This is a genomic window from Acidovorax delafieldii 2AN, from assembly GCF_000175235.1.
Taxonomy (GTDB): Bacteria; Pseudomonadota; Gammaproteobacteria; order Burkholderiales; family Burkholderiaceae_C; genus Acidovorax; species Acidovorax delafieldii_B.
This window is the reverse complement of sequence record NZ_ACQT01000316.1, coordinates 1-3,554: the sequence shown is the minus strand read 5'-3', so window position 1 is coordinate 3,554 and position 3,554 is coordinate 1. Positions and strand designations below refer to the sequence as shown.

Annotated in this window: 3 protein-coding genes; all 3 read left to right on the top strand. The window is 68.7% G+C overall.

Annotation, left to right across the window (positions count from 1 at the left end):
* Window positions 1-980 (top strand): aminoglycoside phosphotransferase family protein (locus tag ACDELDRAFT_RS20280; protein ID WP_005799941.1); only part of this gene is annotated, 980 nt, incomplete at its 5' end.
* Between the two features lie 90 nt (window positions 981-1,070).
* On the top strand, window positions 1,071-1,808 hold the full coding sequence (locus ACDELDRAFT_RS20275; protein WP_005799940.1) for a 16S rRNA (uracil(1498)-N(3))-methyltransferase: 738 nt from the start codon (window positions 1,071-1,073) through the stop codon (window positions 1,806-1,808).
* Window positions 1,809-1,910: 102 nt separating this feature from the next.
* Window positions 1,911-3,188, top strand: a complete 1,278-nt coding sequence (locus ACDELDRAFT_RS20270) for a GGDEF domain-containing protein (RefSeq protein ID WP_005799939.1) — start codon at window positions 1,911-1,913, stop codon at window positions 3,186-3,188.
* Window positions 3,189-3,554: the final 366 nt, after the last annotated feature.

Sequence of the window (3,554 nt, the reverse complement as noted above, 5' to 3'; positions counted from 1 at the left end):
TGCGCCCGGCGTCGGCCGACGCCAGCTTCCGGCGCTACCTGCGCATTGACAGCGCTGCGGGCGGCAGCTGCATCGTGATGGATGCCCCTCCAGACAAGGAAAACTGCCAGCCCTTCGTGCGCGTGCAGGGCCTGATGGCCGCCGCCGGCCTGAACGTACCGCAGATCCTGGCGTGGGACGAACCCGGCGGCTTCATGCTGCTGAGCGACCTGGGCGGCTCGACGCTGATCGAGCAGCTCACCCCCGAAAATCCCCAGGCGGCGCAGGGCTGGTACCTGCAGGCCACCGATGTGCTGCTGGAATGGCAGAAGGCCTCGCAACCGGGCGTGCTGCCTGCCTACGACGAAGCCCTGCTGCGCCGCGAGCTGGCCCTGTTCCCCGACTGGTACCTGGCAAAGCACCGCGGCATCACACTGGACGACAAGCAGCAAGCCACGCTCGCCAGCGCCTTCGATGCCATCGTTGCGCACAACCTCGCCGCGCCGCAGGTCTATGTGCACCGTGATTTCATGACCCGCAACCTGATGGCGCCCACCGCGGCGGGCGGCCCGCTGGGCGTGCTCGACTTCCAGGATGCCGTCCAGGGCCCCATCACCTACGACATTGCCAGCCTGCTGCGGGACGCTTTCATCAGTTGGGAAGAAGAATTCGTCATCGACATTACCGTGCGTTACTGGGAAAAAGCCCGCAAGGCCGGCCTGCTGGGCGCCCACAGCGCCAGCGGCTGGGGCGACGACTTTGGCGAGTTCTACCGTGCCGTCGAATGGATGGGCCTGCAGCGCCATCTGAAGGTGGCGGGCATCTTTGCGCGCCTGACCCTGCGCGACGGCAAGCCCAAATACCTGGCCGACGCGCCGCGCTTCATGGGCTACATCCGCGCCACCGCCAACCGCTACCGCCAGCTGGGGCCGCTGCTCAAGATGCTCGACCAGATCGAGGGCACCGAACCCGTCACGGGGTTTGCCTACGGCCGGATGTAGCCGGCGCCCGCGCCGCCTCTTTCAATATTGAATCAAATCAGCCTCTGGCGCTTATTGCATTTGCGCCAGAAGCTATAAATAATATAGCACATGCCCCGTTTCCACTGCCCGGTTTCCCTGGCCACCGGCGCCGAGCTGGACCTGCCCGCCGGCGCCGCGCGGCATGTGCAGGTGCTGCGCCTGCAGCCGGGCGACGGCATCACGCTGTTCCATGGCGGTCAGGACGAGGGCAGCCCCGGCGGCGAATTTGACGCCACCGTGCTGCGCATGGGCCGCAGCGATGTGCGCGTGCAGGTGGGCACCCACCACGCCATCGAGCGCGAGGCGCCGCGCGCCGTGCACCTGCTGGCCGGCATCACCGCCAACGAGCGCATGGACTGGCTGGTGGAAAAAGCCACCGAGCTGGGCGTGGCCAGCATCACGCCGCTGCTGGCCGAGCGCAGCGTGCTCAAGCTCAAGGGCGAACGCGCCGAGAAGAAACTCGCCCACTGGCAGGCCGTGGCCGTGGCCGCCTGTGAGCAGTGCGGGCGCAACCGCGTGCCCGTCGTGCACGAGGCCGTGGACCTGGCCGGCTGGCTGCGCGCGCACGCTCCCATGCCCGCGCAGGGCATGCGCCTGCTGCTGTCGCTGCGTGCGGGCACCGGGCCGCTGCACGCCACCGCCGGCACGGGCGCGGTGGTGTTCCTGTCGGGCCCTGAAGGCGGCCTGAGCGCTGCCGAGGAAGACCTGGCCCTGGCCCAGGGTTTTGCGCCGGTCACGCTGGGCCCGCGCGTGCTGCGCGCTGAAACCGCGCCCCTGGCGGCACTGGCGGCACTGACCCTTGCCTGAGAGGGGGCGCAAGGCCCTGCGTGGCCGGCACGGGCCGTAGAATGCCCTGCAAAAAACAGGCCCCGCTCGGAGGCAACTGTCCACCCGCAGGAGACAAGGCCCTTGCATTCCCGCCCGCGATGGCAACGTACGGTGGACATCGTTCTGTCCACCGACCCCAAGTTGCGCCAGCGCACCGGCATGTCGCTGCTGGCGCTGGTGCTGATGGTGTGCAGCGCAATGGTCATGCTGCTCGTCGGCCACGCGGGCGTGGCGCCCCTGCGCTGGGTGCAATGGTGGGCCGCCGTCTCCATCGCCGGGCTGGCGCTTATGCTGGTGCTGATCCGGCTGCGCTGCACCCTGCATCTCGACGACCCGGGGCTCGACATCCCACAGATGGCCTGGACCATCACCAGCGGCGCCGTGGCCTACGTGCTGGCCGGCGAGGCGCGCGGCATCGTGCCCAGTGTGCTGGCCATGATCCTGTTCTTCGGCACCTTCGGGCTCACGGTGCGCCAGGTGATCGGCATCGGGTTGTATGCCCTGGCGAATTTCGCCCTGGCCGTGGCCCTGGTGGGGTGGCTGGGCGACGCGCAATCGGGCGTACTGGACACAGCCTACGCGCTCATGGTCGCCATCGTGCTGGGCGGGTGCATGGCACTCAACATGCGCATCCAGCACATCCGCGCACGCCTGCGCCAGCAGCGCGCCGAACTGGCACAGGCGCTGGCCGACATTCGCATGTTGGCCACCCGCGACGAACTGACCGGACTGCTCAACCGCCGGGCCATGCTCGATCTGATGCAGCTTGAACAGCGCCGCAACCAGCGCACGGGCCGCAACCTGCTGCTCGCCCTGCTCGACCTTGACCATTTCAAGGCCATCAACGACACCCACGGCCATGCCGCCGGCGACCGCGCTCTGCAGGCCTTCACCACCACCGTGCGCGCCACGGTGCGCGGCACCGACGTGCTGGCGCGCTGGGGCGGCGAGGAATTTGTGCTGATGCTGTGCGAAACCCCGTGCGAGCATGCGGCCGACCTGCTGGAGCGCGTGCGCTGTGCGGTGGCCGTACTGGCGGTGCCACATGCGCCGGTGCCGCTCACGTTCACCGTGTCGATCGGCCTGGCCAGAGCATTGCCCCGGCGAGCCCCTCGAAGCCACGCTGGAGCGCGCCGACCGGGCCCTCTACGCCGCCAAGGCCGCGGGCCGCGACCGCGTGGTGGTGGCGCCCCTGCCCGCGCCGCACCCTGCGGCCAGCGCTACGGCCCCCACCGGCGCCTAGGACCTGTTCATCCGCTTACCGCCATGGAGCTGGCCAGCGGGCCACGCCCATCCAGGCGATCGACAAGGCCCCGACCGGCGTTTTCTTCAGGCTCTGTCGCTGGCCTGTACTGGTGATTTACGCAAACCAGCCGGAAACCCGCGCCAGCGCTGGGTTTTCTCCGATGTCAATTCGGTGTGCAGTTCTCGAGTGAAAGGCATCCGTACCGACACGATTTGGTGACAGAGCCTTTCTTTATGGGCGCAACGACGAGCGGCAGGGCCCGGCAGGCCGGCCCTTCGGGTTGCGGTGCAAAAGGACTGCTTTCCGCATTACCAATGCCCCACGGGGCCGCACCCCCGCATCGCTGGGCGACCCGGGCCTGGCCTTTTTGCATCGCGACCTCTGTGGCATGAAGCGTGTGAACAGGCCCCTAGCGCACGCGCGGCGGCGCCCGCAGTTGCTCGGGCGTGGTGAACCAGGCCGCCGAAGACCCCATGCGC